The 25,945-nt window shown below is 75.2% G+C and carries 22 protein-coding genes; 20 read left to right on the plus strand and 2 right to left on the minus strand.

Annotated features, from left to right (window positions below):
- From L6E12_RS09005 to alc, 7 genes are all read left to right on the plus strand, one after another.
- Positions 1-678 (plus strand): hypothetical protein (locus L6E12_RS09005; protein ID WP_374201853.1); only part of this gene is annotated, 678 nt, incomplete at its 5' end.
- 19 nt (positions 679-697) lie between these two features.
- On the plus strand, positions 698-1,384 hold the full coding sequence (locus L6E12_RS09010; RefSeq protein WP_236227440.1) for a hypothetical protein: 687 nt from the start codon (positions 698-700) through the stop codon (positions 1,382-1,384).
- 102 nt (positions 1,385-1,486) lie between these two features.
- Positions 1,487-2,212 carry a response regulator transcription factor gene (locus tag L6E12_RS35345; protein ID WP_236227441.1) on the plus strand — a complete coding sequence of 242 codons (726 nt, stop codon included), beginning with the start codon at positions 1,487-1,489 and terminating at the stop codon, positions 2,210-2,212.
- A gap of 28 nt (positions 2,213-2,240) precedes the next feature.
- On the plus strand, positions 2,241-3,818 hold the full coding sequence (gene aceB, locus L6E12_RS09020; protein WP_236227442.1) for a malate synthase A: 1,578 nt from the start codon (positions 2,241-2,243) through the stop codon (positions 3,816-3,818).
- Between the two features lies 1 nt (position 3,819).
- The gene (locus L6E12_RS09025) at positions 3,820-5,055 is read left to right on the plus strand and encodes an aldolase/citrate lyase family protein (RefSeq protein WP_236227443.1); all 1,236 of its coding nucleotides are present in this window, start codon (positions 3,820-3,822) and stop codon (positions 5,053-5,055) included.
- Positions 5,052-6,371, plus strand: coding sequence for an allantoinase AllB (gene allB, locus L6E12_RS09030; protein ID WP_236227444.1), 1,320 nt, complete (start codon positions 5,052-5,054; stop codon positions 6,369-6,371). The genes L6E12_RS09025 and allB overlap by 4 nt, the downstream gene beginning before the upstream one ends.
- Positions 6,368-7,402 (plus strand): allantoicase, encoded by a 1,035-nt coding sequence (gene alc / locus L6E12_RS09035; protein WP_236227445.1) that lies wholly within the window; start codon positions 6,368-6,370, stop codon positions 7,400-7,402. Before allB ends, alc begins: the two co-directional genes overlap by 4 nt.
- 7 nt (positions 7,403-7,409) lie before the next feature.
- On the opposite strand, the gene L6E12_RS09040 is transcribed toward alc, so the two are convergent.
- Positions 7,410-8,084 carry a (2Fe-2S)-binding protein gene (locus L6E12_RS09040; RefSeq protein ID WP_236227446.1) on the minus strand — a complete coding sequence of 225 codons (675 nt, stop codon included), beginning with the start codon at positions 8,082-8,084 and terminating at the stop codon, positions 7,410-7,412.
- A 136-nt stretch (positions 8,085-8,220) separates the two neighbouring features.
- Here L6E12_RS09040 and L6E12_RS09045 point away from each other — a divergent pair, with 136 nt between their 5' ends.
- Genes L6E12_RS09045 through L6E12_RS09055 form a run of 3 tightly spaced genes read left to right on the plus strand, consistent with a single transcriptional unit; the run spans position 8,221 to position 12,323 of the window.
- Positions 8,221-9,594 (plus strand): ammonium transporter, encoded by a 1,374-nt coding sequence (locus tag L6E12_RS09045; protein ID WP_240012632.1) that lies wholly within the window; start codon positions 8,221-8,223, stop codon positions 9,592-9,594.
- A 5-nt stretch (positions 9,595-9,599) separates the two neighbouring features.
- Complete coding sequence (locus L6E12_RS09050) at positions 9,600-9,938, plus strand: P-II family nitrogen regulator (RefSeq protein WP_035284183.1); 339 nt, start codon at positions 9,600-9,602, stop codon at positions 9,936-9,938.
- Between the two features lie 3 nt (positions 9,939-9,941).
- Positions 9,942-12,323: a [protein-PII] uridylyltransferase gene (locus tag L6E12_RS09055; RefSeq protein ID WP_236227448.1), complete on the plus strand. Its 2,382-nt coding sequence runs from the start codon at positions 9,942-9,944 to the stop codon at positions 12,321-12,323.
- 246 nt (positions 12,324-12,569) lie between these two features.
- Here the strand turns inward: L6E12_RS09055 and L6E12_RS09060 are convergent, their stop codons facing one another.
- Positions 12,570-14,714, minus strand: a complete 2,145-nt coding sequence (locus tag L6E12_RS09060) for a hypothetical protein (RefSeq protein ID WP_236227449.1) — start codon at positions 14,712-14,714, stop codon at positions 12,570-12,572.
- Between the two features lie 147 nt (positions 14,715-14,861).
- On the opposite strand from L6E12_RS09060, the gene ffh reads away from it, so the two are divergent.
- From ffh to L6E12_RS09110, 10 genes are all read left to right on the plus strand, one after another.
- Positions 14,862-16,400, plus strand: coding sequence for a signal recognition particle protein (gene ffh / locus L6E12_RS09065; RefSeq protein WP_236227450.1), 1,539 nt, complete (start codon positions 14,862-14,864; stop codon positions 16,398-16,400).
- A complete protein-coding gene (locus L6E12_RS09070; RefSeq protein WP_236227451.1) occupies positions 16,397-17,470 on the plus strand; it encodes an amidohydrolase family protein in 1,074 nt (357 codons plus the stop codon). Before ffh ends, L6E12_RS09070 begins: the two co-directional genes overlap by 4 nt.
- 51 nt (positions 17,471-17,521) lie before the next feature.
- The gene (locus L6E12_RS09075) at positions 17,522-18,274 is read left to right on the plus strand and encodes a CPBP family intramembrane glutamic endopeptidase (RefSeq protein ID WP_236227452.1); all 753 of its coding nucleotides are present in this window, start codon (positions 17,522-17,524) and stop codon (positions 18,272-18,274) included.
- The gene (locus tag L6E12_RS09080) at positions 18,271-19,023 is read left to right on the plus strand and encodes a LamB/YcsF family protein (protein WP_236227453.1); all 753 of its coding nucleotides are present in this window, start codon (positions 18,271-18,273) and stop codon (positions 19,021-19,023) included. The genes L6E12_RS09075 and L6E12_RS09080 overlap by 4 nt, the downstream gene beginning before the upstream one ends.
- Before the next feature lie 178 nt (positions 19,024-19,201).
- On the plus strand, positions 19,202-19,639 hold the full coding sequence (rpsP, locus tag L6E12_RS09085; protein WP_236227454.1) for a 30S ribosomal protein S16: 438 nt from the start codon (positions 19,202-19,204) through the stop codon (positions 19,637-19,639).
- The gene (locus L6E12_RS09090; protein ID WP_035280809.1) at positions 19,636-19,875 is read left to right on the plus strand and encodes an RNA-binding protein; all 240 of its coding nucleotides are present in this window, start codon (positions 19,636-19,638) and stop codon (positions 19,873-19,875) included. Before rpsP ends, L6E12_RS09090 begins: the two co-directional genes overlap by 4 nt.
- Before the next feature lies 1 nt (position 19,876).
- Complete coding sequence (gene rimM / locus L6E12_RS09095; RefSeq protein WP_236227455.1) at positions 19,877-20,404, plus strand: ribosome maturation factor RimM; 528 nt, start codon at positions 19,877-19,879, stop codon at positions 20,402-20,404.
- On the plus strand, positions 20,394-21,164 hold the full coding sequence (trmD, locus tag L6E12_RS09100) for a tRNA (guanosine(37)-N1)-methyltransferase TrmD (protein ID WP_236227456.1): 771 nt from the start codon (positions 20,394-20,396) through the stop codon (positions 21,162-21,164). The genes rimM and trmD overlap by 11 nt, the downstream gene beginning before the upstream one ends.
- 139 nt (positions 21,165-21,303) lie before the next feature.
- Positions 21,304-21,666, plus strand: a complete 363-nt coding sequence (gene rplS / locus L6E12_RS09105; RefSeq protein ID WP_110082014.1) for a 50S ribosomal protein L19 — start codon at positions 21,304-21,306, stop codon at positions 21,664-21,666.
- Between the two features lie 36 nt (positions 21,667-21,702).
- The coding region (locus tag L6E12_RS09110; RefSeq protein ID WP_236227457.1) for a hypothetical protein at positions 21,703-25,945 on the plus strand (4,243 nt) is incomplete at its 3' end.

Genomic DNA, 25,945 nt, shown 5'->3' on the forward strand with positions numbered 1-25,945 from the left:
GTCGTCGGCGCGGGGGCGGCGGTCGCGCTGCCGGTCGCGCCCGCCGTCGACCACCGGGGCGCCGCCGACTGGTTCACCGGCGCCGCCGCCCCCGGCGCCACCCTCGCCGCGCCGCCGCTGCTGGTCTCCGACCTGCGCCGCGACCTGCGCGGCCGGGCGCCGCAACAGGTGCGCCCGGAGGGCGGCTACGCCCACTACACCGTGTCCCCGGCCGACGGCGCAGGCCTGGTGGTCGCCCGGTTCGACGGCCTGACCGCCCGCCTCGCCGACGGCACCGCCGTGCACAGCGGCGGACCCGACCGCACCGCCGCGGGCGCCCAGCTCGCCGACAACCCCCGCATCCAGAGCCCGGAGGAGGTCAAGGCGGTGCTGCGCGCGGGCGCCCTGGACTTCCGCGCCATGGCCGTGCTCGCCGAGGTCGGCGCCCAGCACGACCTGGTCGTCGCCGACACCTCGAAACCGGTGGCGGAGAACGGTTCCGACCTGCCCGACCGGACCGTGGTCCTGTCGAGTGTGGACGGGCGGCCCGCGGGGGACCCGGCGGTCGTCGACTCCCTGCGCGCCTGGGTCCAGGCCCAGCGCGGCCCCTACGCCCCCAGCGACGTCCGCCCCACCGGGGACGGCCGCGTCGCGCTCGACTGGCGCATCCCCAACCCCGGTGACCCCGCCCCGCGGTGACACTTCCCGGCGACAACGCTTGCCGTCGGGTGGTGACACTTCCCGCGGTCATCTCCGCGACCCTGGGTGCCACCGAGGGCACGCCTACACCGCCGCGGGCCTGGGCAAGTTCGACGGCCCGGCGCTGCGCGTGCTCGCCGACGACCTCAGCCTGCCGCCCAGCGGCCAGGCCAGGATGCGGGTGGTCAACGCGGGCAACCTGACCATCGACCGGGCCGGGCAGCCCGCGCCGCGGGCAGGTTGCCCGCCACCGCGCTGCCGCAGTGCCACCGGGCATGAGCGAACCCGCGGTGGGCAGGTCCGTCGTCGCGCGCAGGCTCGGCACCGAGGCCAGGCCCGGCACCGCAGGCAGGTCCGGCACCGCGGTGCGGATCGTCGCGGTGGCGGCGGTCTTCGCGGTCGCCGGGTGCCAGGCCGGGGGCGGCACCGGGGTGCTGGTCCGCCGGGGTCTGCGGCGGTCGCCGGGTGGTTCGCCGCCGGGGCCGCCGCGGGTTCGGTCGGCCCGGCGCTGCCTGCCGGGCACGTCGACTTCCACGCCGAGCCGGGCACGCGGCGCTCGCCCAAGGCCGACTTCCCCACCGCCGAGGTCCACGCGCCCACCCCCGGGCCGGAACTGCGCCTGGTCACCTGCGGCGGCGCGTTCGACCACGCGGCCCGCAGCCACCGCGACAACGTCATCGTCGAGGCGACGCCCGCCGGGGCGTGACCGCGCCACCGGATCGGGCGCGTCCGCCCGCGCCACCCCTGGCGGCGTGGCACCCTCGGTCGACCACCATTCCGTCGGAACCGACCATCGGGGGAGCGCCCAGTGACACCGCCACCCGCCCGCGCCGGTGAACCAGGTGCGCCCGAGCTCGGCCCCGCCGAGGAGCCGCGCCGGGCGGACGTGGTGGTGTGCGACGACCACGCCGTGTTCGCCGAGGCGCTGGCCGCGGTGCTGGAGGTGCGCGGCTTCCGGGTCCGCGACACCGCCGCCACCCTGGCCGGGGCGCTCGCCGCGGTCCGCGCGGCCACCCCGGCGATCCTGCTGCTCGACCGGCACCTGCCCGACGGCGACGGCGTGGCCGCCCTGCCCACCCTGGCCGCCGCCTCCCCGCGCACCCGGATCGTCCTGCTCAGCGCCGACGGCGACCCCGCCGCGGTCCGCCGCGCGGTCGACGGCGGCGCCGCGGGCTACCTGCACAAGACCGCGGGCGTCCGTGATCTCGCCCACGCCCTGCGCCGGATCCTCGACGGCGAGACGGTCGTCGACGTGCCCACCGGGCGCTCGCCCCGGCAGTCCCCGGACGCCGCCGCGGCGCACCGGCTGGCCGCGCACCTCACCCCGCGCGAGCGCGAGTGCCTGGCCCTGCTCGTGGAGGGTGCGAGCACCGCCGCGATGGAGCGGCGGCTGGGCGTCTCCGGCACCACCGTGCGCACCCACGTGCAGGCGCTGCTGACCAAGCTGGGCGTGCACTCGCGGCTCGAAGCGGCCTCGCTCGCCGTCCGCCACCGGCTGCTGCTGCCGCAGCCCGATCGCGCTGCGGGTACCTGAAAGCGGCTTCTCGGGTCACTATGTCCCCATGGCGCACAGCGGAACGGTCGAGATCACCGGCGACGACGTCGAACGCGGCGGGGAGATCCTCACGCCCGCCGCGCTGGAGTTCGTCGCCGGTCTGCACACCGCCTTCGCCGCCCGGCGCGACGAGCTGCTGGCCGCCCGCGCGGTCCGCCGCGAGCACGCGGCCCGCACCGGCACCCTGGACTTCCCGCCGCAGACGCGGGAGGTGCGCGAGGCGCAGTGGTCGGTGGCCCCGGCGCCCGAGGCGCTGCGCGACCGGCGGGTGGAGATCACCGGCCCGACCGAGCGCAAGATGGCGATCAACGCGCTCAACTCCGGCGCCCGGGTCTGGCTGGCCGACCTGGAGGACGCGAACACCCCGCACTGGGCGAACGTGGTGTCCGGCCAGGTGAACCTCTACGACGCCGTGCGCGGCGAGATCGCCTTCACCTCACCGGAGGGCAAGTCCTACGCCCTCGACCCGGCCGTCCGGCCCGCCACCATCGTGGTCCGCCCGCGCGGCTGGCACCTCGACGAGAAGCACGTGCTGATCGGCGGCAGGCGCGCGGTCGGCGCGCTGGTCGACTTCGGGCTGCACTTCTTCCACAACGCCAGGGCCGCCCTCGACCGCGGCGCCGGGCCGTACTACTACCTGCCGAAGCTGGAGAGCCACCTCGAAGCGCGGCTGTGGAACGACGTGTTCACCCACGCCCAGGCGGAGCTGGGCATCGAGCACGGCACGATCCGCGCCACCGTCCTGATCGAGACCATCCCGGCCGCGTTCGAGATGGAGGAGATCCTCCACGAGCTGCGCGAGCACGCCTCCGGCCTCAACGCGGGCCGCTGGGACTACCTGTTCAGCCTGATCAAGTACTTCCGCGACGCCGGGCCGGGGTTCGTGCTGCCCGACCGCGACAGCGTGACCATGACCGCGCCGTTCATGCGCGCCTACACCGAGCTGCTGGTCAAGACCTGCCACCGGCGCGGCGCGTTCGCCATGGGCGGCATGGCCGCGTTCATCCCCGACCGGCGCGACCCCGGGGTCACCGCCCGCGCGCTGGCCAAGGTCCGCGAGGACAAGGGCCGGGAGGCGGGGGACGGGTTCGACGGGTCCTGGGTGGCGCACCCGGACCTGGTCCCGGTCTGCCGGGAGGTCTTCGACGGCGTGCTCGGCGAGCGCCCCAACCAGCTCGACCGGCAGCGCCCGGAGGTGGCGGTGGCCGCGGAGGACCTGCTCGACCTGGCGTCGGCCCCCGGGTCGGCCACCGCGGCGGGGCTGCGCGCGGCCGTCGACGTCGGCTTGCGGTACCTGTCGTCCTGGCTGGGCGGCAACGGCGCGGCGGCGATCCACAACCTGATGGAGGACGCGGCCACCGCGGAGATCTCCCGGTCCCAGGTGTGGCAGTGGGTGCGCAACGGCGTCGTCCTCGACACCGGCGACACCGTCATCCCCGACCTGGTGCGCGCGGTGCTGGCCGAGGTGCGGGCGGACCTGGCCGACCTGCCGCGGCTCGCGGAGGCCGCCGAGCTGTTCGAGGAAGTCGCGCTCGCCGAGGACTACCCGGACTTCCTCACCGTGCCCGCCTACGAGCGGATCTGACGTGCCCCTCGACCCCGGGCTGCCGGCCGCCGCCACGAGCAGGCTGACCGGCCCCGACGCCGCCCGGGCCGCCCGCTACCCCGGCGACCCGGGCACCCGCCAGCCGGTGCACACCTGCTACGTCCCCGCCGACAAGGTCACCGACGACACCCCCGCCGCCTGGGGCGCCGCCGCCCTGGCCGCCCTCGACGAGCACGCCCCCGACGCGGCGGCGCTGGCCGAGGTCCTCGGGCTCGACCCCGACCTGGCCGGGGCCGTGCACGAGCGGGTGCGCGCCAAGCTCGCCACCGAGCCGGTCGAGGACCTGCGGGTCGACTTCGAGGACGGCTACGGCACCCGCGCCGACGCCGACGAGGACGCCGACGCCGTGCGCGCCGCGGACCTGCTGGCGCGGTGGAGCCTGGCGAGCGCGGGCATCCGGATGAAGTCCTTCGACACCGAGGCGTTGCTCCACCGCGGCCTGCGCACCCTCGACCTGGTGCTCACCACCGCGGGCGGCCCGCCGCCGGGCTTCGCGCTCACCTTCCCCAAGGTCACCGTCCCCGAGCAGGTCGAAGTCCTGGTGGACGTCCTCGGGCTGCTGGAGCGCGACCTCGGGCTGGCCGGGGGCGCGCTGCGCTTCGAGGTCCAGATCGAGACAACCCAGGCGGTGATCGACGCCGAGGGCCGCTTCACCGTGCCCCGGCTGATCTCCGCCGGGGCTGGCCGGGTGAGCGGCCTGCACTTCGGCACCTACGACTACACCGCCGCCTGCGGCCTCGGCGCCGCCGAGCAGCACCTGGCGCACGCGGCCTGCGACTTCGCCCGGCACGCCATGCAGGTCGGCGCGGCGGGCACCGGCGTGCGGCTGTCCGACGGCTCGTCGAACCTGCTGCCGGTCGGCGACCGCGAGACCGTGCACCGCAACTGGCTGACCCACTACACCCTGGTCCGCCGCTCCCTGCGGCACGGCTTCTTCCAGGGCTGGGACCTGCACCCGGCGCAACTGGTCACCCGCTACGCCGCGGTGTACGCCCACCACCTGAGCTCAGCCGAGGCGGACGGCAGGCGCCTGGCCGCCTACGTCGCCAGGACCACCGGCTCGGCCGTGCTCGACGAGCCCGCCACCGCCGCCGCGCTCGCCCTGTCGCTGCGCCGGGCGCTCGACTGCGGCGCCCTCACCGCCGACGAGGTCGGCGCGTACTCCGGCCTGGGCACCGACGACCTGAACGCCCTCATCGAGCGGAGAACCGCGTGACCCTCCTGTTCCGCGCCCCCCGGGCGGTCGTCGACGGCACCGAGCGGCCCGCCGCCGTGCGCGTGGTCGACGGCCGGATCACCGCGATCGAGCCGCTGACCGCCGACGCCGACGGCGCCGAGGTGGTCGAGCTGGCCGGGGACGAGGTGTTGCTGCCGGGTCTGGTCGACACGCACGTGCACGTCAACGACCCCGGCCGGGCCGACTGGGAGGGCTTCCCGTCGGCCACCCTGGCCGCCGCCGCGGGCGGGGTCACCACCGTCGTCGACATGCCGCTCAACAGCCTGCCGCCCACCACCGACGTGCGGGCGCTGCGGGTCAAGCAGGAGGCCGCGACCGGCCGGGTGCACGTCGACGTCGGCTTCTGGGGCGGGGCCGTGCCGGGCAACGCCGGTGAGCTGGCCGCGCTGCACGAGGCGGGCGTGTTCGGCTTCAAGTGCTTCCTGCTGGATTCCGGTGTCGCCGAGTTCGGCCACCTCGACCCGGACCAGCTCGCCGAGCACCTCGGGGTCACCGCCGGCCTGGGCGCGCTGCTCATCGCGCACGCCGAGGACGGCGGGATCGTCGAGGCGCCGCCGAACAGCCGCGACTACGCCGACTTCCTCGCCTCCCGCCCGCGCGCCGCCGAGGACTCCGCCATCGCCGAGGTCATCGCCGCGGCCAGGGCCACCGGGGGCCGCGCGCACGTGGTGCACCTGTCCTCTTCGGACGCGCTGCCGATGATCGCCGCGGCCAAGGACGAGGGGGTGGCGCTGACGGTGGAGACCTGCCCGCACTACCTCACCCTCACCGCCGAGGACGTGCCCGACGGCGCCACCGAGTTCAAGTGCTGCCCGCCCATCCGCGAGGCCGCCAACCGGGAACTGCTCTGGGAGGGCCTGCGCGACGGCGTGATCGACGTGGTGGTCAGCGACCACTCCCCGTGCACCCCGGACCTCAAGCGGTTGGACTCCGGTGACTTCGGCGAGGCGTGGGGCGGTGTGTCGAGCCTGCAACTGGGCCTGCCCGCGGTGTGGACCGGGGCGCGCGAGCGCGGGGTCGGGCTGTCGGAGGTCGTCGGCTGGATGGCCGAGGGTCCCGCCGACCTGGTCGGCTTGGCGCGCAAAGGTCGCATCGCCGTCGACTGCGACGCCGACCTGGTGGTCTTCGCCCCCGACGACACCTTCACCGTCGACGCCGCCGCGCTGCGCCACCGCAACCCGGTGACCCCGTACCACGGCGCCACCCTGCGCGGCGTCGTCCGCTCGACCTGGCTGCGCGGGGCACCGGTGGCCGGGGAACCGCGCGGGCGACTGCTGAGGAGGGGACACGCGTGAACGGCGAACGCGCCTGGGTGACCCGGCCGGACCTGGCCTCGCGCCGGGTCGGCGGCTCGGTCCTGTGGGCCAACGACGAGACCTTCGCCGAGCGGGAGAACCTGATCACCCCCGCCCCGGCCGGGTTCCGGCCCGCCACCTTCGGCCACAAGGGACAGGTCTACGACGGCTGGGAAACCCGCAGGCGCCGGGAACCGGGCGACGACGAGGTGATCGTGCGGCTCGGCCTGCCCGGGGTGATCAGCGGCGTGGTCGTCGACACCGCCTTCTTCACCGGCAACTACCCGCCCGAGTGCACCGTCTCCGCGCTCGCCGCCGAGGGCTACCCGAGCCCGGCGGAGCTGCTGGCCGCCGACTGGGAGGTGGTCGTGCCGAGGTCCCCGCTCGCGGGCGACACCCGCAACCCGTTCGACGTCGTGTCCCCGCGCCGGTTCACCCACGTCCGGCTGACCATCCACCCCGACGGCGGGGTGGCCAGGCTGCGCGTGCACGGCACCCCGGTGGCCGACCCGGCGCTGCTCGACCTGGGCTCGCTCGACCTGGCCGCGCTGGCGCACGGCGGGTCGGTCGTGGCGTGCAGCAACATGTTCTACTCGACCCCGGCCAACCTGCTGGCCCCCGGCGACGCCCAGGTGATGGGGGAGGGCTGGGAGACCGCCCGTCGCCGCGACGGCGCCAACGACTGGGTCGTGGTCGCCCTCGCCGCCGCCGGTGTGCTGCGCCTGGCGGAGTTGGACACCACGCACTTCAAGGGCAACGCGCCCGGCTGGGCGACCCTGTCCGGTTGCGACAGCGCGACCGCGGACCCGGACGACCCGGCCGCGTGGTTCCCGCTGCTGGAGCGCACCCGCCTGCAACCCGACACCGTGCACCGGTTCCCGATCGCCGAGCGGCGGCAGACCACGCACGTGCGGATGGACATCCACCCCGACGGCGGCATGGCCCGGCTGCGGCTGCACGGGGCGATGACCGACGCGGGCCGCGACGAATTCCTCCGCCGCTTCGCGGAAGTCTCGGCCTCCGGTAACTGAATTCCGCTCAGCCGCCGAATACCGCGCGCAACCGCGCGGCCCGTTCCCCCGGCAATTGCCGCGGGCAGCTCACGCATTTCGCCGCACCCGCGGCCCGGTAAACCAGGCAGCAGGACGCGCGGCGCACCACCTGCTGTCCCCCCACCGAAACAAAGCGGGGCACCGGCAGTGACGCTCCGACACCGGCGGCCAAGGCCACCGCCGTTTCCCCGGTGCCACCCGCCCACAGCACCCGATTCGCCAGCGAATCGGCGGCGATGGCCCAGAAAGGCCGCGTCGAGGTGCCCAGGGCGTCGCCCAGCAGGTCGGCGAACGCGCCGATCACCCCGGCCAGCGCCGGACCGGGGTCGGCACACACCGCGTCCGAGCGGGCCCCGAGCATTCGGCCATCCGGGTGGACGTACACCGTGACCCGCCCCGGGTCGAGCGCCGTTCCGGTCACCAGCAGTGACTCCACCGTCGGCGCCAGGACCACCGAACTCGCCGAGTACCACCAGAGCGTGCCCAGCACGTGCGGGTCGTCGGTCCGGTACATCCCGGACAGACCGCGCAGCCGCCCGGGCAGCGCGCCCGGGTCGAGCAACTCGGCCACGGGGGTCGCCAGCAGGCCGGATGTCGACGAACCGGCGTGCGCGGGCAGGCGCGCGGCCAGTAGGCGGTGGACCGCGGGGGCGTCAAGCATGGCGGGGTCACGTTACCGGCACGGGTCCGCGGTGGTCACCGGGCGTCCCGGCGGGGAAACGCGGCCGTAACACGGACTGGTCGGTAGTTCACCGCCGCGAAACGTCACGCACCCGCCTGCGAAACAGCACCCCCCGATGCTTCCCGCAATCATTAGTTCACGGGAGGACGATGTGAACGCAGGAGATACAGCCTGGGTCTTGGTCAGCGCGGCGTTGGTCATGTTGATGACGCCGGGCCTCGCCTTCTTCTACGGGGGCATGGTGCGCGCCAAGAGCGTGCTCAACATGCTCATGATGAGCTTCATCGCCCTGGCTGTCGTCAGCGTGCTGTGGGTGCTCTACGGCTACAGCCTGGCGTTCGGCAACGACGTCGGCGGCGGCCTGCTCGGGGGCGGTGACTTCCTGGGCGGGTCCAACCTGCTCGGTGAGACCGCCCTGGTCGGCACCCTGCCGATGACGGTCTTCATGGTGTTCCAGATGATGTTCGCCATCATCACGGCCGCCCTGATCTCCGGTGCCATCGCCGACCGCGCCAAGTTCTGGGCGTGGACGCTGTTCATCGCGGTCTGGGTGACCGTCGTCTACTTCCCGGTCGCGCACTGGGTGTTCAACTTCGACGGCACCACCGGCACCGACTTCGTCGGCGGCTGGATCGCCAACAAGCTGCACGCGCTGGACTTCGCCGGTGGCACCGCGGTCCACATCAACGCCGGTGCCGCGGGCCTGGCGCTGGCCCTGGTGCTGGGCAAGCGCAAGGGCTGGCCGCGCGAGTCGATGCGCCCGCACAACCTGCCGTTCGTCCTCCTCGGCGCGGGCCTGCTGTGGTTCGGCTGGTACGGCTTCAACGCCGGGTCCGCCGTCACCGCGGGCGAGCTGGCCGGGGTCGCGTTCCTGACCACCACGGTGGCCACCGGCGCGGCGGTCCTCGGCTGGCTGGTCGTCGAGCAGTTCCGCGACGGCAAGCCCACCACCCTCGGCGCCGCCTCCGGTGCGATCGCCGGTCTGGTCGCCATCACCCCGGCGGCGGGCTTCGTCAACCCGATCGGCGCGCTGGTCATCGGCCTGGTCGCCGGTGTGCTCTGCGCCCTGGCCGTCAGCATCAAGTACAAGCTGGGCTTCGACGACTCCCTCGACGTGGTCGGCGTGCACCTCGTCGGCGGCCTCGTCGGCACCCTGATGATCGGCCTGCTGGCCACCGACTCGGTGAACTCCGCCGGTGCCAACGGCCTGTTCTACGGTGGTGGCCTGGGCCTGCTGGGCAAGCAGGCGCTGGCCGCGGTCGCGGTCATGGCCTACTCGTTCGTGCTGACCTACGTCCTCGGGTTCATCATCAACAAGACCATCGGCTTCCGGGCGTCGGAGGAGGCCGAGGTCACCGGCATCGACGAGTCGGAGCACGCGGAGAGCGCCTACGAGTTCTCCAGCCTCCGCAGCGGTGGCGCGGGTGTGGGCAAGGCGGCCGACGTGCTGACCAAGAGGGTCGCCGCGAACTCCGGTAAGGAAGGCTGACGGGCATGAAGCTGATCACCGCGATCATCAAGCCGTTCACCCTCGACGACGTCAAGGCCGCGCTGGAGCAGATCGGCGTGCTCGGCATGACCGTCAGCGAGGTCCAGGGCTTCGGGCGGCAGAAGGGCCACACCGAGGTCTACCGCGGCGCGGAGTACTCGGTGGACTTCGTCCCCAAGGTGCGCGTCGAGGTCCTGGTCGACGACACCATGGGCGAGAAGGTCGTCGAGGCGGTCGTCGAGGCGGCCCGCACCGGCAAGATCGGCGACGGCAAGGTCTGGGTCACGCCGGTCGAGACCGTGGTCCGGGTCCGCACCGGAGAGCGCGGCACGGACGCGATCTAGCAGATGGCACAGGGGGAGCACGCGAGTTCGACCCCGACGGCGGCGGACCTGGTCCGCGCCCGCGACCGGCTCCTCGGCGCGGGCGCGACGACCAGGTCCGCGGGCCCGTCGGGCACCCGGCTGAACCCCGGCGCCCTGCGCGAGGCCCTCGCCGACCTGCACGAGTTCTGGCTGACCGCGCACGCCGCGCAGGCCGGGGTCGGCGGGCGCGGCGGGGGCGTCGCGCTGCTGGCCGTCGGCGGCCTGGGCAGGCGGGAACTGGTCCCGTACTCCGACCTCGACCTGGTCCTGGCGCACGACGGCCGCAAACCGGTCGACGCGGTGGCCGAGCGGCTGTGGTACCCGCTGTGGAACTCCGGGGTCGGCCTGGACCACTCGGTGCGCACCGTCGGCGAGGCCCTCGACGTGGCCTCGCACGACCTGCGCACCCAGCTCGGCCTGCTCGACGCCCGGCACATGGCAGGCGACGCCGAGATCACCGCGCGGCTGGCCACCGCCGCCCGCGCCCAGTGGCGCGGCGGGGTGCGCAAGCGGCTCGGCGAGCTGATCGAGTCCGTCCGGCAGCGCTGGGCCCGCGCGGGCGAGGTCGCGCACTGGGTGGAACCGGACCTCAAGCACGGCCGCGGCGGCCTGCGCGACCTGGCCATCCTGGACGCGCTGGCGCTGGCGCAACTGATCGACCGCCCCGGCCCCGAGGTGGCCGCGGCGCACACGCTGCTGCTCGACACCCGCACCGAACTGCGCCGCATCGCGGGCCGCCCGCGCGACGTGCTGCGCCCGCAGGACGGCGACGAGATCGCCGCGGTCCTGGGCCTCGGCGACCGGTTCGCCCTCGCCAGGGCGCTGTCCGGGGCCGGGCGCACCATCGCCTACGCCGTCGACGTGGCCCTGCGCTCCACCGGCGCCACCACCCCCGCCCGCAAGGTGCTGGGTGTGCTGCGCCGCCAACCCGAGCGCCGCCCGCTCGACGAGGGCGTCGTCCTGCACGGCAACGAGGTCGCGCTCGCCCGCGACGCCGACCCCGGCAAGGACCCCGGCCTGCTGCTGCGGGTCGCCGCCGCCGCGGGCCGCACCGGGCACCCGATCGCCCCGGTCGCGCTGAGCAGGCTGGGGGAGTCCGCCCCGGAACCCCGCGCCCCGTGGCCCGCGGAGGTCCGCCAGGACCTGGTGGCGCTGCTCGGCGCGGGGGAGGGCCTCACCGACGTGGTCGAGGCGCTGGACCGCACCGGCCTGTGGGCCAGGCTGTTCCCGGAGTGGGGCGCGGTCCGCGACCTGCCCCCGCGCGACGCCGCGCACGTCTGGACCGTCGACCGCCACCTGGTCCAGGCGACGGTGAACGCCGCCCGCCTGGTCACCTCGGTGTCGCGCCCAGACCTGCTGCTCATCGGCGCGCTGCTGCACGACCTGGGCAAGGGCCGCGGCCAGGACCACTCGGTCGTCGGCGCCGCGCTGGCCACCCAGGTCGGCGCCCGGCTCGGCCTGCCCGCCGCGGACGTCGCCACCCTCTCGGCGATGGTCCGCCACCACCTCCTGCTCCCGCACACCGCCACCCGCCGCGACGTCGCCGACGAGAGCACCGTCCACCGCGTGGTCGACACCCTCGGCGGCGACCCGGTCCTGCTGGAACTCCTGCACGCCCTGGCCGAGGCCGACTCCCTCGCCACCGGCCCCGGCGTGTGGACCGACTGGAAGGCCCGCCTCACCGCCGAACTGGTCTCCCACTGCCGGATGGCCATGGCGGGCACCCCCCTCCCGGCCGCGGACCCCCTCGACGACGCCCAGCGGGCCCTCGCGCAGGCGGCGGCCGAGTCCGGCAGGCCCGACATCCAGGTCGACACGGTCGACCGCCTGGCCACGGTCACCTTCGTCGCCAAGGACTTCCCCGGCGTGCTCTCCCGCGCGGCGGGTGTGCTGGCGCTGAACTCCCTGGAGGTGCACGCCGCCACGGTCGGCTCGCACGCAGGCGTCGCGGTCGGGGCGTTCTCGGTCACCCCCCGCTTCGGCTCCATGCCCGACCCGGCCCTGCTGCGCGAGCAGTTCACCAGGGCCGTCTCCGGCTCCCTGCCCCTGGCGGAGAAGCTGGCCGCCAAGGAACGCGACTACGGCGGCCGCGCCGAGGACGCCCCGGCCCCCAAGGTCCTCTGGTTCGACCACGAGGCGGGCGGCCCCCACTCGGCGGCGGTCGTCGTCGAACTCCGCTGCGCCGACCGCATCGGCCTGCTGCACTCGGTCGCCGACGCCCTCGAACGCTGCGGCGTCGACGTCCTGTGGGCCCGCGTCGCCACCCTCGGCGGCTCCGCGGTCGACTCGTTCAGCTTCGCCGCGGGCACCACCCAGGGCTGGCGCAGCGCCATCGAGGTGGCCGTGCTCGAAGCCGCCCGCTGACCGGTTGGGTAGTCCTACTCAGCGCCACCCGGGTGGCTTCACGCTGGGCCGCCCCCACCGTCCACGACAGACTTCTCCCGTCCCCACCGAGTGGCGGACCCCGGCCGGGGAGGGCCGGGGGAAACCACTCGACGGGGATGCCGGGAGGGGCCCGTCGAGGGGTCGGGCCCCACCCGGACAGCTCCGCCCGCACCGGGCGGGTCGTGGATCGGCCCGGTCCCCTGCTCCGCAGGGGGTCCGGGTCGATCACACCGCCGCCGTGGACCCCCCGATGCGGCGCGACAGCCGGGACCCGGCCACCACGAGCAGGATCGCCGCGGCCACCGCCGCCCCGCCCGCGAGCAGCCAGAACACCGCCACCCCGTCTTCCTGGGCGAACCGGACCAGCACGGTCACCGCCACCAGCCCCAGGACCGCCGCACCGGCCACCCCGCCATGGCCTGCCACCGCGGCCGCGGCCACCAGCAGGACCGCCAGCGCGAGCACCCACACCACCGTCCCGGTCACGTCGTGGCGCAGGGCCGCACCGGAGAGCACCAGGCTGCTCGCCAGCACCTCCCCGAGCAGCCCGGAGGGCCTCAGCCCCGCGAGCTGCACCGCGCTCACCGCGGCCAAGGCGAGGGTGGTGGCCAGCGCCGCCACCGCGGGCCTGCTGCCGCGCAACGCGAACACGGCCGCGGGCACCCCCAGCACCAGCACCGGGACCACGCCCGCCGCCCCGCTCGTCGTGGACACCCCGGACACGCCGCTGACCACCCGCACCAGGGTGTCGTACTGGTGGAACAGCAGGAACGCCGCCGCGACCGCGACCAGCGGCACCCGGTGCCGCAGCACCAGCAGCGCCCACGCCGTCGCCACGACCGCGCCCACCACGCTGACCAGCACGGCCTGGTCGGCCTCCCGGTCGGGGAACGCCAACACCACCCACACCGACGTCAGGGGCTGGGCCACCATGCCCGCCGCGGCGAGCAGCGCCCCCGGCTGTCCGGGGGTGAGCGCCGCCGCCGACCCCAGCCCGGCGAAGGCCACCAGCAGCACGGTCACATAGGTCCAGCGCGCGTCGTCGGACTCCGGCAGCACCAGCGGCAGCAGCTTCACCAGTGCGACGGTCCCCGCCACCGCCGCCACCGCCACCATCCCGGCGCGCGACACCGCGACCCCCCGGCCCGACCTCGGCCGCAGCCCCGGGTCCCACGCCGCGGCCAGCGCGCCCAGCAGGACCACCGCGGGCACCAGCGCGACCAACCACGGCGCCGCCCCCTGGTCCGCGTCCGGGACGAGCGCCGCACCGACGACCGGGGTGACGAGCAGCGGCAGCACCGCCAGCACCGTGCCCGCGGCGTCGCGGCGCCGCCAGGCCAGCCAGGTGAGCACGACCGCCAACAGCAGCCCCAGCACCAGGTACGCCGGGTCGGCCGCAGTCGCGGTCTCGGTCGTGGTCGCCGTGCCCGGCCCGCGGCCGGACAGGCCCGGTGCGCTCGGGATCACCGCCACCGGCCGGAGCAGGTCCTGCCCACCCACCAGCCCGGTGAGCACCGCCGAGGCGCCGAGCGCGGTGCCGAACGCCGCCCGCACCGGCCCGGCCGCGCCCCACGCGAGGAGGACCCCGGCTGCGGCCAAGGCGAGCACCAGCACGGGCAGCGGGTCCGCCGCGGTCAACTGGGCGGCGGTGTCGGCCACGACGAAGCCGAGCCCGGTCGCCGCCGCGCGCATCCCGACCGCGGCCAGCCCCACCAGGGCCAGCAGCAGCGGCACCGCGGTGAGCAGCACCGGCCCCACGCCGCTCACCCCCGGCGCCACCCCCCACGCCAGTGCACCCCCCGGCGCGGGCACCAGCCCCGCGACCAGCACCCCCGCCGCCGACCAGGCGGCCAGCACCACGGCGGTGCCCCCGACCCCGCGCAGCGCCCGACCCCGCTCCGACAGCCCACCCACCACCGCGGCGTCGGCCTGCGGCGACCCGTGCTCCACCGCGGGGGTTCCACCGGGTGCCGTGGTGTCGGACCGGTGTGGTCCGGTTCCGGGTGACGCGTCGACCGCCGCGGCCCCTGCCCGCGGCTGGTGTCCCGCCGCGGCCGTTTCGCCGACTGCCGCGGCTTCGGCCGGGTGTGGTCCGTGCTCCGTCCCGAGCGCTCCGTCGACTGCCCCCGTGTCGGTCCCCTGGTTCGCCCCGGGCCTCCCGCCTGCCGCGCCGGTCCCGCGCGGCGCGAGCCGCGTCCCGATCCGCACGAGCACCGCGCCCGCCGCCGCGACCAGCCCGAACAGCAGCAACCAGGCCGCCCACGCCCCCTCGACCGCCGCCCGCCCGGGCAGTCCCCAGAGCAGTGCCAGCGCGGTCCCCAGCACCGCCGCGCCGCAGGCCGCCAACCGGCCCGCACTCCGTGCGCCCATCTCCCGCCCCCATGATTCTCCGAGTCGTCCGGCGGACTATCGCAGCCGTCGCCCGGGACGTGTCCCCAGGCCGCGCGCCGGTGGGACTACCCTGGGGCGACAGCCCGACCGACCAGCTCCCGACTGACCAGCTGGAGTGCCGCTCCCGTGTTCGACACCCTCTCCGACCGCCTCACCTCCGTCCTGCAGAACCTGCGGGGCAAGGGGCGGCTCACCGAAGCCGACATCGATGCCACCGCGCGCGAGATCCGCATCGCGCTGCTGGAGGCCGACGTCGCGCTGTCGGTCGTGCGCACGTTCATCGCCAAGATCAAGGAACGGGCCAAGGGCGCCGAGGTGTCCGCGGCGCTGAACCCGGCGCAGCAGGTCGTCAAGATCGTCAACGAGGAGCTCGTCGCCATCCTCGGTGGCGAGACCCGGCGGCTGAACCTGGCCAAGACCGCGCCCACGGTGATCATGCTCGCGGGTCTTCAGGGTGCCGGTAAGACGACCCTGGCGGGCAAGCTGGCCAAGTGGCTCAAGGGGCAGAACCACACCCCGATGCTCGTGGCCTGCGACCTCCAGCGGCCCAACGCGGTCACCCAGCTCCAGGTGGTGGGGCAGCGCGCCGAGGTCGACGTGTTCGCCCCCGAGCCGGGCAACGGCGTCGGCGACCCGGTGGACGTGGCCCGCCGCTCCATCGAAGAGGCCCGTCGCACCCAGCACGACATCGTGATCGTCGACACCGCCGGTCGGCTGGGCGTCGACGAGGAGCTGATGCGCCAAGCCGCGGACATCAAGGCCGCCATCGGCGCCGACGAGGTCCTGTTCGTGGTCGACGCCATGATCGGCCAGGACGCGGTGTCCACCGCCGAGGCGTTCCGCGACGGCGTCGGCTTCACCGGCGTGGTGCTGACCAAGCTCGACGGCGACGCCCGCGGTGGTGCCGCGCTGTCGGTCCGCGAGGTCACCGGCGCGCCGATCATGTTCGCCTCCAACGGCGAGGGCCTGGCCGACTTCGACGCCTTCCACCCCGACCGGATGGCCTCGCGCATCCTCGGCATGGGCGACGTGCTGACCCTGATCGAGCAGGCCGAGCAGCACTTCGACCAGGCGCAGGCGGAGAAGGCCGCGGCCAAGATCGGCACCGGCGAGCTGACGCTGGAGGACTTCCTCGAGCAGATGCTGGCCGTGCGCAAGATGGGCCCGATCGCCAACCTGCTCGGGATGCTGCCCGGCGCCGGGCAGATGAAGGACGCGCTGGCCCAGGTCGACGAGAAGCACATCGACCGGCTCCAGGCGATCATCCGCGGCATGACCCCGGCCGAGCGCCAGGACCCGAAGATGATCAACGCCTCGCGGCGGCTGCGCATCGCCAAGGGCTCCGGTGTCGAGGTGCGCGACGTCAACGACCTGGTCAACCGGTTCTTCGACGCGCGCAAGATGATGCAGCAGATGGCGGGCCGCTTCGGCATGCCCGGCGCGGGCAACCGGGCGAGCAACCGCAAGGGCAAGAAGGGGAAGAAGGGCAAGGGCCGCGGCCCCACACCGCCCAAGGTGCGCGGCGGCTTCCCCGGCGGCATGCCCGGCTTCCCCCCGGGCGCCATGCCCGGCGGCCTGCCCGACCTGTCCGGCATGCCCCCCGGCCTCGACCAGCTCCCCCCGGGCTTCGACCCGTCCAAGCTCAAGTTCCCCAAGGGCAAGTGACCGCCCTGCACCTGCGCGGCGTCGTGCTCCCCGGCGACGACGAACGCGACCTGTGGGTGGTCAACGGCCGGGTCCGCACCAAGCCGGTGCCGGGGGCGCAGACCGTGGTCGACGGCGGCTTCCTGCTGCCCGGCCTGGTCGACGCGCACTGCCACGTCGGCATCGGCCCGCGCGGCCCGGTGACCCTGGAGGTCGCCGCCGAGCAGGCCGAGACCGACCGCGACGCGGGCACCCTGCTGATCCGCGACTGCGGGTCGCCGATCGACACCCGGCCGCTGCAGGAGCGCCTCGACCTGCCCAGGATCATCCGCGCGGGCAGGCACCTGTCCCGGCCCAAGCGCTACATCCCGATGCTCGGCGCCGACCTGGACGACCCGTCGCTGCTGCCCGCCGCGGTCGCCGAGCAGGCCGAGTACGGCGACGGCTGGGTCAAGCTGGTCGGCGACTGGATCGACCGCGACCGCGGCGACCTGGCCCCGCTGTGGCCCGACGACGTGCTCGCCGAGGCCATCGCCACCGCGCACGCGGCGGGCGCCAGGGTCACCGCGCACGTCTTCGGCGAGGACGCGCTGCCCGGCCTGGTCGGCGCCGGGATCGACTGCATCGAGCACGGCACCGGCCTGTCCTCCGACGTCATCGCCGAGATGGCCCGCCGCGGCACCGCCCTGGTCCCGACGCTGATCAACGTCGAGAACTTCCCCGGCATCGCCGACCGCGCCACCAAGTTCCCCGCCTACGCCGCGCACATGCGCGACCTGCACGCCCGCGCGGGCGCCATGGTCGCCGAGGCCGTCGAGGCGGGCGTGCCGGTCTACGCGGGCACCGACGCGGGCGGCGGGATCATGCACGGGCGCCTGGTCGACGAGGTCGTGGCCCTGCACAAGGCCGGTATGACCACCGAGCAGGCGCTCGCCGCGGGCTCCTGGGGCGCGCGCGGCTGGCTCGGCTTCTCCGGCCTCGACGAGGGCTCACCGGCCGACCTGCTCGCCTTCGACGCCGACCCCCGCCTCGACCTCGACGTGCTGCGCGCGCCCACCAGGATCATGCTGAGAGGGCGCGTCGTGGGGTAGCCCGCCGGGGCTAGGCTGGATTCCACCTGAAACACGGGCTGGGGGAGGGTTGTGTCGACACCGCTTCCCGGCGGACCGGGTCCGGTCGCCGAGGACGAACCGCCGCCCCAGCACCGCTGGGGGTTCGGCGCCTTCCTGCTGGTCTTCGCCGTGTTCGTGCTGTCGGCGGTGGTGATCGGCGCGCTCATGGGCCTGGCCACCCCGGCCGAGGACCCGATCGCGGTGATCCTGGTCGGCACCATGGTCCCGACGTTCCTGGCCACCGGGGTCACCCTGCTGATCACCCGGCTGCGCGGCAACGGCCCCAAGATCGACCTCAAGTTCTCCTACAACCGCGACGACTTCCGGGTCGGGCTCAAGTTCGGCCTCATCGGCCTGGTCTGCACCACGATCGCCGCGGCCATCTGGACCAGGGTCGTCGGCGAGGGCAACGCCACCTCCGCGATCGGTTCGCTGGTCGACAACCAGGCCATGCCCGTCGCCGCCGCGGTCACCCTCTTCGTCTACGTGTGGCTGCTCGGGCCGCTGTGCGAGGAGATCATGTACCGCGGGCTGCTCTGGGGCGCCCTGGAGCGGTTGCGCTGGGGCCGGTGGGCGGTGTTCACGCTGACGACGATGATCTTCGCGGTGAGCCACCTGGAACCGCTGCGCACCTCGCTGCTGCTGGTCATCGGCATCCCCATCGGCCTGGCCCGGCTGTTCACCGACCGGCTCGGCGCCAGCGTGGTCACCCACCAGGTCAACAACTTCCTGCCCGCGCTGTCGGTGCTGCTGATCAGCCTGGGGGTGCTGCCCAGCTCATGACCCCCGCACTGGACCTCAACGCCGACCTCGGCGAGGGCTTCGGCGTCTGGGCCCTGGGCGACGACGACGCCCTGCTGGCCGTGGTCACCTCCGCCAACGTCGCCTGCGGCTTCCACGCCGGGGACGCCTCCACCATGCGCGCGGTCTGCGCCGCCGCCGCCGGGCGCGGGGTCGCCGTCGGCGCCCAGGTCTCCTACCGCGACCTCGCGGGCTTCGGCCGCCGGTTCATCGACGTCGACCCCGCCCAGCTCGCCGACGAGGTGCTCTACCAGATCGGCGCCCTGGAAGCCTGCGCCCGCGCGGCCGGGACCCGGGTGTCCTACGTCAAACCGCACGGCGCCCTCTACAACGCCACCGTGCACCACACCGCCCAGGCCGCCGCCGTGGTCGAGGGCGTCCGCGCCTTCGCCGACCTGCCGATCCTCGGCCTGCCCGGCTCCCGGCTCCTGCGCGCCGCCGGGGACTCGGGCGTCCCGGAGGCGTTCGCCGACCGCGGCTACACCCCCGAGGGCACCCTCGTGCCCCGCCGCGAACCCGGCGCCCTGCTCCCGGACACCGACGCCGTCGTCGCCAGGGCGCTGCGGCTGGCCGAGCGCGGCGAGATCGTGGCCGTCGACGGCACCGTCCTGCGCACCGAGGCCCGCTCGCTCTGCCTGCACGGGGACACCCCGGGGGCCGTCGGGCACGCCCGCGCCGTCCGCGCCGCGCTCACCGGCGCGGGGGTCGAACCGACCCCGTTCGCGCTCTAGACCCCCGCCGATTCGGACCCCGGGACCACGTCTGGCACAATTGGCGGCTGTCCGTCGTGGCCGGACCCTCTCGCCGTGCCTCGACGCCTGAACCTTTCGGACGCCGTACCCGGATCCCCACTCGGGCCGCGACGTCCGCACCGTCTGCACCCGAGAGCTTTGAGGAGTACCCGCAACCGTGGCTGTCAAGATCAAGCTGCAGCGCCTCGGCAAGATCCGTGCGCCGTTCTACCGCATCATCGTGGCCGACGCGCGCACCCGCCGCGACGGCAAGGCCATCGAGACCATCGGCCGCTACAGCCCGAAGGAGGAGCCGAGCCTCATCGAGGTCGACTCCGAGCGGGCCCAGCACTGGCTGAGCGTCGGCGCGCAGCCGACCGACTCGGTCCTCGCGCTGCTGAAGGTCACCGGCGACTGGCAGAAGTTCAAGGGCCTGCCGGGTGCCGAGGGCACCCTGCGGGTCAAGGAGCCCAAGCCGTCGAAGCAGGAGCTGTTCGAGGCCGCGCTGAAGTCGGCGGGCGAGGAGCCCGGCACCGAGGCGACGACCCCGAAGAAGAAGTCGGCGCCGAAGAAGGCCGACGACAAGCCCGCCGAGGCGGAGGCCGCGGCCGAGTGAGTGCCCTCGCGGACGCCCTCGAGCACCTGGTGCGCGGCATCGTCGACAACCCGGACGACGTGCAGGTCGAGCTGGTCACGAACCGTCGTGGCCGCACGCTTGAGGTGCACGTCAACCCGGAGGACCTCGGCAAGGTGATCGGCCGGGGTGGCCGCACCGCGACCGCGCTGCGGACCGTGATGGCCGGCGTCGGCGGTCGCGGGATCCGCGTGGACGTGGTGGACACCGACCACTGACATGGCTCAGCAGAATCTGGTCGCCATCGGCCGGGTGGCCAAGGCGCACGGGATCCACGGCGAACTCGCCGTGGACCCGCGCACCGACCACCCCGAGCAGCGCTTTGCGCTCGGGAGCGTCATGACCGCCCGGCCGAAGGGTGCCCCCGAGCGCACCCTCACCGTCGCCACCGTCCGGTCGCACACCGGGCGGTTGCTGGTGCGCTTCGAGGAAGTGCCCGACCGCACCGCCGCCGAGGACCTGCGCGGCGCGATGCTCCTCGTGGACACCGCGGGACTGCCCAGGTCGGAGGACCCGGACGAGTTCTACGACCACGAGCTGGAGGGGCTGGCCGCCGAGCTGGCCGACGGCTCGCGGGTCGGCACGGTCCGCGAGGTGACCCACGGCCCCGGTGGCGAGCTGCTGGTCCTCGACGTCGACGGGCGCGAGGTGCTGGTCCCGTTCGTCAAGGCCATCGTCACCGCTGTGGACATCGCGGGACAGCGGGTCGTACTCGATCCGCCCGAGGGCCTGCTCGATGCAGATTGACGTTGTCACGATCTTCCCGGAGTACCTGGAGCCGCTGCGCGCCGCGCTGCTCGGCCGGGCCATCGACCGGGGACTGCTCTCCCTCGACGTCCACGACCTGCGGAAGTGGACCTACGACGTGCACAAGGCCGTCGACGACAGCCCGTACGGCGGCGGCCCCGGCATGGTGATGAAGCCGCAGGTCTGGGGCGAGGCCCTGGACGAGGTGTGCGCCGGGGACGTCGTGCCCCGCCTGGTCGTGCCCACCCCGGCCGGTCGCCCGTTCACCCAGGCCGTGGCGCACGAGTACGCCGCCGAGGAGCGCCTGGTCTTCGCCTGCGGCCGCTACGAGGGCATCGACCAGCGCGTCGTCGACGACGCCGCCACCCGGATGCGGGTCGACGAGGTGTCCGTCGGCGACTACGTGCTCGTCGGCGGCGAGGTGGCGGTCCTGGTCATCGTCGAGGCCGTCGCCCGGCTGCTGCCCGGTGTCCTGGGCAACCCGGCCTCCCACCAGCAGGACTCGTTCTCCGACGGCCTGCTGGAGGGCCCCAGCTACACCCGCCCCGAGGTCTGGCGCGACCGCCCGGTGCCCGACGTGCTGCGCTCTGGCAACCACGCCGCGATCACCCGCTGGCGCCGCGACCAGGCGCTGGAGCGCACCAGGGCGCGCAGGCCCGACCTGCTGGCGGCCCTGCCGCCGGAGGCGTTCGACAAGCACGACCGGGCCGTCCTGACCCGGCTCGCGGGGGCCGATTTCCCCCCCGGCGACCCCGTCTGACATACTTTCCCAGTTGACGCGTCCGGCAGTTGTCCGAGTGCGCGCGCACAAGCCCCCTCCCAGGCTGGACTGTTCGGCGTGACGCCGTCCCCGGCCGGGACGTACGAAGAACATCTCCAAGGACGAGGACGGACTACCGATGAACACCCTGGATGCCCTGGACGCCCAGTCGCTGCGTTCCGACATCCCGGCCTTTCGCCCGGGTGACACGCTGAAGGTCCACGTTCGGGTCATCGAGGGCACCCGCTCCCGGGAGCAGGTGTTCCAGGGTGTCGTGATCCGCCGCCAGGGCGGTGGCATCCGCGAGACCTTCACCGTGCGCAAGGTGTCGTTCGGCGTCGGCGTGGAGCGCACCTTCCCGGTGCACACCCCCAACATCGCCAAGATCGAGATCGCCAAGCGCGGCGACGTCCGCCGGGCGAAGCTGTACTACCTCCGCGAGCTGCGCGGCAAGGCCGCCAAGATCAAGGAGAAGCGCGAGCCGTTCCCCACGTCCTCCTGACACGGGTAGCACACCGACTCACGTACCCTGACATGCGTGGTCGACCGTCCCCCTCGCAGCGCGCCCCCGGAAGCCGAAACAGCTCCGGGACCGCACCGACGGGAGACGGTCGGCCACGAGTCGTTTCCCGACCGTAACGGCCGGTCCAACGGCGCAGGCGGCCACCAGCCGGAAGCCCCCGCGAAGAACGGCCACAGCACCACGGCCGACACCCGGGGCAGCCACGGCGCCACCGGCAGCGGCAGCACCCCCCGGGACGCCACGGCGTCCCCGAGCGGCGCTCCTCCCGCACGCGGTGCCCACTCCGGCAACGGCAGCCACTCGAACGGCACTCCGCACCGCAACGGCGACCACCCGACCGCCGCCACCCCCGCAGACCCCGGCGCCTCCGCAGGTGGCGACTCCGCGAACGGCGGCACGTCCGCGAACGGCTCCGGTGCCCGCGCGGCCGGGTCACCCCCTCGCAGCGAGTTCGTCCCCGAGGTCCCCGAGCTGCCCCGCCTCGACCCGGTGGAACCCGAGTTCTGGTTCGGCGCCCCCCTGGAAGTCGACCCCCTGAGCCCCACCGGCGAGTGGCCCGACATCCCCGCCGACCGCCCCACCACGTCCGACCGGCCCGTCACCCCGGAGCCCTCGGACTGGTTCCCGGCCAGCGCCGCCCACGCGGCCGACGAGGCCCGCGGCGCCCAGGACGGGGAACCGAGGCGCACCCCGCAGCTCGAAGCCCCCCAGCTGCGCCGCCGGGAACCCCCCACCGAGCCTCCCGAGGCGATGCCGCCCACGTCCCGCAGCCCGCGGTCGACCGAGGCCGAGGAGCCCACCCTGTCGGACCCGACCACCCGGGTTTCCCGTCGTTCCCGCGCCGCGGGAGCGGGGGAAGCCCCCCACTCGCCTGCGGCTGCCGATCAGGCGGTGCAGCCGACCACCCGGATCTCCCGCCGTTCCCCTGCTGCGGAGGCGGGCAAGGCTCCCCGCTCGACGGAGGCCGCTGACCAGGCGGTGCAGCCCATGACCCGCATCTCCCGTCGCCCCGGTGCGGCCGAGGCGGATGCCCAGGCCGCGCAGCCCACCACCCAGGTCTCTCGCCGGTCGAGGTCGACCGAGGCCGAGGAGCCCACTTCGCCGGACCCGAAGCCGTCCTCCCGTTCCCGCGCCGAGGAGGAGCAGGAGCCCGCCCCCGCGGCCCCCGGCACACCGCCCGACCGCACCCAGTCGGCGGGATCAACCCAGCCGACCACCGAGGTGTCCCGCCGTCCGGAATCGGCGGACGAGGCGCAGCCGACCACCGAGGTGTCCCGCCGCGACCTCGACCAGTACGCCCACCCCACCGAAGAGGTCCGCAGGCACCCCTCCGGCGCCACCGCGGCCGACGAGCCGGAGAAGACGCGCTCCCGCGCTCCCCTGCCCCCCTCCTTCTTCGACTCCTCCTTCAACTCGCAGCTGCGGCCCGCCGTCTCCTCCAACCCCGGCATGCGCCCGGTCAGCCGCCCGAAGCCCACCGCCGACTCCCCGCCCCGGCAAGCCGACCGCCCCGAACCCGCCCAGCGCCCGGAGCCCAGCGGCCCCGCTGAGCCCGGGCGGAGCACGAACCCGGGTCAGCGCACCGACTCCGCCCAGGGCGCCGAGTCCGCCCAGTGGTCCGAGTCCGCCCAGCGCCCGGAATCCGGTGGTCCCGCCGAGCCAGGCCGAAGCGCGGACGCAGCGCAGCACGCCCAGTCCGCTCAACGGTCCGGTTCCACTCAAGATCCGGAGCCCGACAGGTCCGCCGAGCCTGGCCGAAGTGCCGACCCCGCTCAGGAGGCCGAGTCCGCGCAGCGCACCGATCTGGCGCAGGGTCTGGAATCTGCCCGGCGGGCCCGGCTCACCCCGGGTGCTGATGCCGCCCAGGGTGCTGAGCCCGCGCAGCGTGCCGACTTGGCGCGGGGCGTGGAGTCTGCCCGGCGGGCCCGGTCCACCCCGGGTGCTGATGCCGCCCAGGGTGCTGAGCCCGCCCAGCGTGCCGATTCGGCGCGGGGCGTGGAGTCCACCCGGCGGGCCCTGTTCACCCGGCGTGGTAACTCCACCCGGAGTGCCGAACCCGCACAGCGCGACGACTCGGCGCAGGGCACGGAGTCCGCTCGGCGAGGTCGGCCCACCCAGGGGGCCGACTCCTCGGCGCAGGCGGAGTCCGCCCGGCAGGCCGGCCCCGCCCAGCGTGCCGACTCGTCCGAGCGCGCCGAGTCCCAGCCCACCGAGACCGGCCGACGAGGTGACCCGGCCTCTCGCGCCGATGCCCCCCGCCGAGCCGAGTCCGCCCAGCGAGGTGACTCGGCCCCTCGCGCCGACTCCACCACCCAGGACGACGAATCCGCCCAGCGGACCCAGCTCCCCAAGCGACCCGCCCGACGACCGGGCACCGCCGAGCCCGACCGGCAGACCGACCGCGTCGCGCCCGAACGGCGGGCCGAACGCCCGGAGGGCGCCCGGTCCGCCCAGCGCGCCGAGTCCGACCAGCGAACCGGTTCGTCCTCCCGCCCCCGGCGGGCCGAGTCCGACCCCACCCGCCGCGCGGGTTCCGCCTCGGAGCCGGGCGGCGAGCAGGACCGACCCGCCCCGCCGACCTCCGCCGAGATCACCAGGGCGGCCACCACGACCGCGGGCACCACCAGGGCGGGCACGACCTCCTCCATCCCGCCGATCCCGGCGCACGCGGAGTCGCTCGACGACGTCCCCCTGTCCCGCCCGCGCCGGGTCACCCCGCCCGCGGCCCGCATCGACGTCGACCCGACCCGGCACCTCACCCAGCCGATCCCGCGCCGCAAGCGCCCCCTGCCTCCCGAGAGCGACGCCGAGTCGACCATCCTGCTGCCCAAGGTCCCCGCCGACGACAAGCGGAAGCCGACCCGGCCCGCCGACCCGTCGACCCCCGGCCGCTCCACCGGCTCCCACCGCACGGTCAAGCCCACCGAGTCCGACCCCCAGGCCCGCCGCGCCGGGGAGTCCGACACCTCTTCCCGCCGCGCGGGGGAGTCCGACACCTCTTCCCGCCGCGCGGTCGAGTCCGGCGCCCAGGGCCGCCGCGCGGGGGAGTCCGACACCTCTTCCCGCCGCGCGGTCGAGTCCGGCGCCCAGGGCCGCCGCGCCGAGGAATCCGGCGCCTCGCCCCACCGCTCGGCTGAATCCGACGTCCAAGGCCGCGGCGTCGCCGAGTCCGACACCTCGCTCCGCCGCGTCGGGGAGTCCGGTGCTTCGACACGCGGCGTGACCGAGTCCGGTGCCCAGGGGCGCCGCCTCGCCGAGTCCGACGCCTCGACGCGCTCCGCCCAGGACCCGACCCGGCCCGAGCCCGACTCCCGCCGCGCCCCGGGCTCCGCGCCGACCCGCGCCGCCGCCCTCGACCCGGGCCAGGACGCCGAGGCCGCCACCGGTGCCCGCCGTGCCCCCGGCGCCGATCCGGGTCGCGCGGGCAGGTCCACCGGCACCCGCCGCCGGGGCACCCCCGACCCGGGCCGCACCACCGCCGACCCCGCCCACACCGATCCCACCGGCGCGGCCACACCCGACCAGAGCCGCGCCGCCGACCCGGACGCCGGCCGCATCACCCCGATCGGGTACACAAATTCACCCGATCCAGGCCATGTTGCCGCGGACCCCGGCCATGCCGACGGGTCGCCCACCGGTGCCCACGGGCCGATCCCGGCCGATCCCGACAGCGCCGCTGCCCTCGACCCCGGCCGCGAGGCCATCGGTGTCCACGACCCCGCCGACCCGGACGCCGGCCGCGAGGCCACCGGCACCCGCCGTCGCCCCGCTGATCCGGACTCCGGTGGCGAAGCCACGGGCCCCCGCCGCTTCACCGCTCTGGACTCCGGTGGCGAAGCCACGGGCACTCGCCGCCCCACCGCTCCGAACTCCGGTGGTGAAACCACAGGCACCCGCCGTGCTGCCAACCAGGGCTCCGGCGGCGAAGCCAACCGCCGGACCGCCGACCCGGGCTCCGGGCGGGAAGGCACCGGCACTCGTCGTGCCGCGGGTTCCGGGCGTGAGGCCACCGGTGGCAGGCGTGCCACCGGCTCCGCCCCGGGTGGTGCTGCGGCGTTCGAGCCCGGCGGCGACGCCCGCCGCGGCACGCCGGATGCGGGGTCCGGTCCCCGGCGCGCAGCCCGGTCGGGTGCCGCACCCGACGCCCGCCGCGCGGCCGAACCCGGCACCGGTGGGCAGCCGCGGGAACGGCGCGCGGGCAAGGCGGGCGACCAGGGGCGGGCCACGACCGAGCCGCGCACCCACCGCGCCGCCAAGC

The sequence above is a fragment of the Actinokineospora sp. PR83 genome (assembly GCF_021056305.1).
GTDB lineage: Bacteria > Actinomycetota > Actinomycetes > Mycobacteriales > Pseudonocardiaceae > Actinokineospora > Actinokineospora spheciospongiae.

Bases quoted from the DNA above. Each gene is read 5' to 3' on its own strand.
- rplS (WP_110082014.1), top strand. From the start codon at position 21,304: ATGAACACCCTGGATGCCCTGGACGCCCAGTCGCTGCGTTCCGACATC.
- aceB (WP_236227442.1), top strand. From the start codon at position 2,241: ATGGCGCACAGCGGAACGGTCGAGATCACCGGCGACGACGTCGAACGC.
- L6E12_RS09055 (WP_236227448.1), top strand. From the start codon at position 9,942: ATGGCACAGGGGGAGCACGCGAGTTCGACCCCGACGGCGGCGGACCTG.
- L6E12_RS09060 (WP_236227449.1), bottom strand. From the start codon at position 14,714: ATGGGCGCACGGAGTGCGGGCCGGTTGGCGGCCTGCGGCGCGGCGGTG.
- L6E12_RS09045 (WP_240012632.1), top strand. From the start codon at position 8,221: ATGCTTCCCGCAATCATTAGTTCACGGGAGGACGATGTGAACGCAGGA.
- L6E12_RS09050 (WP_035284183.1), top strand. From the start codon at position 9,600: ATGAAGCTGATCACCGCGATCATCAAGCCGTTCACCCTCGACGACGTC.
- L6E12_RS09040 (WP_236227446.1), bottom strand. From the start codon at position 8,084: ATGCTTGACGCCCCCGCGGTCCACCGCCTACTGGCCGCGCGCCTGCCC.
- rimM (WP_236227455.1), top strand. From the start codon at position 19,877: ATGGCTCAGCAGAATCTGGTCGCCATCGGCCGGGTGGCCAAGGCGCAC.
- trmD (WP_236227456.1), top strand. From the start codon at position 20,394: ATGCAGATTGACGTTGTCACGATCTTCCCGGAGTACCTGGAGCCGCTG.
- L6E12_RS09080 (WP_236227453.1), top strand. From the start codon at position 18,271: ATGACCCCCGCACTGGACCTCAACGCCGACCTCGGCGAGGGCTTCGGC.